General features: G+C 39.7%; 6 protein-coding genes. All 6 read left to right on the top strand.

The annotated features are described in order from the left end of the window. Positions 1-284: 284 nt before the first annotated feature. The 6 genes from SMIDD26_RS06100 to SMIDD26_RS06080 all read left to right on the top strand — a co-directional run bounded on the left by SMIDD26_RS06100 (position 285) and on the right by SMIDD26_RS06080 (position 4040). Positions 285-497 (top strand): hypothetical protein, encoded by a 213-nt coding sequence (locus SMIDD26_RS06100; RefSeq protein WP_061439507.1) that lies wholly within the window; start codon positions 285-287, stop codon positions 495-497. Between the two features lie 48 nt (positions 498-545). Further along, on the top strand, positions 546-746 hold the full coding sequence (locus SMIDD26_RS12990) for a hypothetical protein (RefSeq protein WP_134990180.1): 201 nt from the start codon (positions 546-548) through the stop codon (positions 744-746). 131 nt (positions 747-877) lie between these two features. Further along, complete coding sequence (locus tag SMIDD26_RS06095) at positions 878-1570, top strand: pyrimidine 5'-nucleotidase PynA (protein ID WP_061439506.1); 693 nt, start codon at positions 878-880, stop codon at positions 1568-1570. Positions 1571-1631: 61 nt separating this feature from the next. Continuing rightward, positions 1632-2285: a uracil-DNA glycosylase gene (locus SMIDD26_RS06090; protein ID WP_061439505.1), complete on the top strand. Its 654-nt coding sequence runs from the start codon at positions 1632-1634 to the stop codon at positions 2283-2285. A 9-nt stretch (positions 2286-2294) separates the two neighbouring features. After that, positions 2295-2759, top strand: coding sequence for an NUDIX hydrolase (locus tag SMIDD26_RS06085; RefSeq protein WP_001135768.1), 465 nt, complete (start codon positions 2295-2297; stop codon positions 2757-2759). A gap of 12 nt (positions 2760-2771) precedes the next feature. Continuing rightward, positions 2772-4040: a dihydroorotase gene (locus SMIDD26_RS06080; protein WP_061439504.1), complete on the top strand. Its 1269-nt coding sequence runs from the start codon at positions 2772-2774 to the stop codon at positions 4038-4040. The last annotated feature ends 48 nt before the right edge of the window (positions 4041-4088 follow it).

Genomic DNA, 4088 nt, shown 5'->3' with positions numbered 1-4088 from the left:
AACTAAGTGATAGAGTCAGAGTGGTCTTTGCTCTTTTAGGAGTAAGTTCCATATTGGTTAGTATGTATCTTATACCTTTTATTAAAACTGAGAATAAATTTTGGGAAATACTTTTATTTATATTAGGTGTATTGCTAATTGGAATTGCGTTACTAAATCCCCCAAAAAATTAAATTTTAGAATAGTATTAGTGAGTAGGTAATCATTTCTTTATTGGATTTTTTAATGCTATTGATGAATGGGATAGAAAAGTAACAATAAATTAAGAACAGGATGATAGTATTATGATGGTTGTTTTAATTTCAGTGGTTGTGGCATTTCTGTATTATGTAATTACAGAGTATTTTCAGAATAGTTATATTGACTGTATACTATTTCTAACATTGCTGATTTCTCATTTGATATGGGATTACTATTTTTTGCCCATTGAAATCTTAGTGGCATTAAGTGGAGCAAATTTGCTATCAAGATTTTTCCAAAAAAAGAGAAGTCAATAGAGTTGTTAATGGATTATTAAGACGAAAGGTAAAATTGGGATATTTAAAATGAAACATTTTTTTGCTGGAATTGGTGAAATAAACTTTATAAATTATCTATTGTATATATGTGTAGGACTAGCCCCTCTTTTTCATATCTATGTAATAGGCTCTGAAATGAATTTTGTGAAAATAGTGTTATCTATTTTGGGAATTATATTTGTTTGTATTTTAACTATTGCTCGAATTTATAGAAGTATTTTTCTATAATTCACTAGAATAGTATGGGTTAGTTAATCAATTGGATCTATTATTTTTGTTATACTTTACCATTTTTAAGTTTTTACATTGAACAGCTGGCTGAAGTGACAGTTGTTTATCTTAGAAAGGAAAACCTCAAATTGTCCTACAAATTTCTATTCTTCGACCTTGACCACACCTTGCTTGATTTTGATGTTGCTGAGGATGTGGCTTTGACCCAACTTCTAAAAGAAGAAGGAGTTTCAGATATTCAGGCTTATAAAGACTATTATGTTCCTATGAACAAGGCTCTCTGGAAGGACTTGGAGCAAAAGAAAATCAGTAAACAAGAGCTGGTTAACACGCGCTTCTCTCGTTTATTTGCTCATTTTGGACAGGAAAAAGATGGTAGTTTTCTAGCCCAGTGTTACCAATTTTACCTCGCACAACAGGGACAAACGATTTCGGGCGCTCATGAACTCTTAGACAGCCTTATCGAGAGAGATTATGAGCTGTATGCTGCGACAAATGGCATTACTGCCATTCAGACGGGTCGTTTGGCTCAATCTGGTCTAGCACCTTATTTCAATCAAGTCTTTATCTCTGAGCAATTGCAAACACAAAAACCTGATGCTCTCTTTTATGAAAAAATTGGTCAACAGATTGAAGGTTTTAGCAAAGAAGAGACGCTGATGATTGGAGATTCCCTAACCGCCGACATTCAAGGTGGCAATAATGCGGGGATTGATACTATCTGGTACAATCCTCATCACCTCGAAAATCACACACAAGCCCAGCCAACCTACGAAGTCTATTCTTACCAAGACTTGCTGGATTGCTTAGATAAACTGTAAAAAGTGGTTTAGATAGCCACTTTTTGCTATAATAGAGGCAGTAAAAATGAAGGAGTCGACTATGGAACACTCGTCTTGGCATGAATTGATTAAGGAGCAATTACCTGAAGGTTATTTTGCGAAAATCAATCAGTTTATGGAGCAGGTCTATGCTCATGGAACTGTTTATCCACCTAAGGAAAAGGTTTTTCAGTCTCTCTTGACCACACCCCTAGAAGAAGTTAAGGTGGTGATTCTAGGGCAAGATCCCTATCACGGGCCAGGTCAAGCGCAGGGCTTGAGTTTTTCTGTACCTGACTCTATCCCAGCTCCGCCATCCTTGCAAAATATCTTGAAGGAATTGTCAGATGATATCGGGATTAAGAAATCTCATGATTTGACAGCTTGGGCTGAACAAGGAGTCTTGCTTCTTAATGCTTGTTTGACGGTTCCTGCTGGACAAGCCAATGGTCATGCGGGTCAAATATGGGAGCCATTTACAGATGCTGTGATTCAGGTGGTCAATCATCTAGATAGACCAGTCGTTTTTGTACTCTGGGGAGCTTATGCACGTAAGAAGAAGGCCTTAGTTACCAATCCTCATCACTTGATTATCGAATCAGCCCATCCCAGTCCCTTGTCAGTTTATAGAGGATTTTGGAGTTCCAAGCCTTTTTCCAAGGCCAATGCATTCTTAAAAGAGACAGGACAAGAGCCAATCGATTGGCTTAGATAAGGAGAGAATATGCCTCAGTTAGCGACGATTTGCTACATTGATAACGGGAAGGAACTGCTCATGCTCCACCGTAATAAGAAACCCAATGATGTTCATGAAGGGAAATGGATTGGTGTGGGTGGTAAGCTAGAGAGAGGTGAGACCCCTCAGGAATGCGCGGCGCGTGAAATCCTTGAGGAAACAGGGCTCAAAGCCAAGCCAGTTCTAAAAGGTGTCATCACTTTTCCTGAATTTACACCAGATTTAGACTGGTACACATATGTTTTTAAGGTGACGGAGTTCGAGGGTGACTTGATTGATTGCAACGAGGGAACGCTAGAATGGGTTCCCTATGATGAGGTTTTGAGTAAGCCGACTTGGGAAGGTGACCATACCTTTGTTGAGTGGCTTTTAGAGGATAAACCCTTCTTTTCAGCCAAGTTTGTTTATGATGGGGATAAATTGTTGGATACCCAAGTTGATTTCTATGAATAAAGGAGAAAGTAGATGCTACTAATCAAAAATGGTCGTGTAATGGATCCTAAGTCTGGTTTGGATCAAGTGTGTGATGTTTTGGTCCGAGATGGGAAAATTGTCAAAATTGCGCCTGAGATTAAAGAAGAAGGAGCAGAACTGATTGACGCTACTGGTCTTGTGGTTGCGCCTGGACTGGTTGATATCCATGTTCATTTCCGTGAACCTGGTCAAACCCACAAGGAGGATATTCATACAGGTGCCTTAGCAGCTGCGGCAGGTGGTTTTACAACGGTTGTCATGATGGCTAATACTAGTCCAACCATTTCAGACGTGGAGACTTTACAAGAAGTTCTTCAATCAGCTGCCAAAGAAAAAATTCATGTCAAGACGGTTGCGACCATTACTAAGAATTTTAATGGGCAAGATTTGACTGACTTTAAGGCACTTTTAGAAGCTGGGGCGGTTGGGTTCTCAGATGATGGTATTCCGCTTGAAAGCAGTAAAGTTGTCAAGGAAGCCATGGAGGAAGCTAAAAAGCTTAATACCTTTATTAGTCTTCATGAGGAAGATCCAGGTTTGAACGGTGTTCTTGGCTTTAACGAAAATATTGCTAAAGAGCATTTCCATATCTGCGGTGCGACTGGGGTGGCTGAGTATGCTATGATGGCGCGTGATGTCATGATTGCCTATGCAATCAAGGCCCATGTTCATATTCAGCATTTGTCTAAGGAAGAAAGTGTTAAAGTAGTGGAGTTTGCTCAGGGGCTAGGTGCGCAAGTAACAGCAGAAGTAGCGCCACAGCATTTTTCTAAGACAGAAGCACTTCTTTTGACTCAAGGTAGCAATGCTAAGATGAATCCGCCGCTTCGTTTGGAATCAGACCGTCGTGCCGTGATTGAAGGTCTCAAGTCAGGTGTCATCACAGTTATTGCGACAGACCATGCGCCTCACCATGCGGATGAAAAAAATGTTGAGGATATCACCAAAGCACCATCTGGTATGACAGGTTTGGAAACATCCCTATCTCTTGGCTTGACCTATTTGGTGGAAACTGGTGAGTTAAGCTTGATGGAATTGCTTGAAAAAATGACCTACAACCCAGCTAAACTTTATAACTTTGAAGCAGGTTACTTGGCTGAGAATGGTCCAGCAGACATCACTATTTTTGATTCTAATGCTGACCGCCTTGTGGACTCCCATTTTGCTTCGAAAGCAGCTAATTCACCATTCATCGGTGAAACCTTAAAAGGGCAGGTTAAATATACCATCTGTAAGGGACAAATCGTCTATCAAGCTTGATAGGAGTTGGAATATGAATTATTTTCGAAAACGTAGGGAGAGAAAAGC

Source organism: Streptococcus mitis (assembly GCF_001579035.1).
Taxonomy (GTDB): Bacteria; Bacillota; Bacilli; order Lactobacillales; family Streptococcaceae; genus Streptococcus; species Streptococcus mitis_J.
This window is presented reverse-complemented; position numbering and strand designations above follow the sequence as displayed.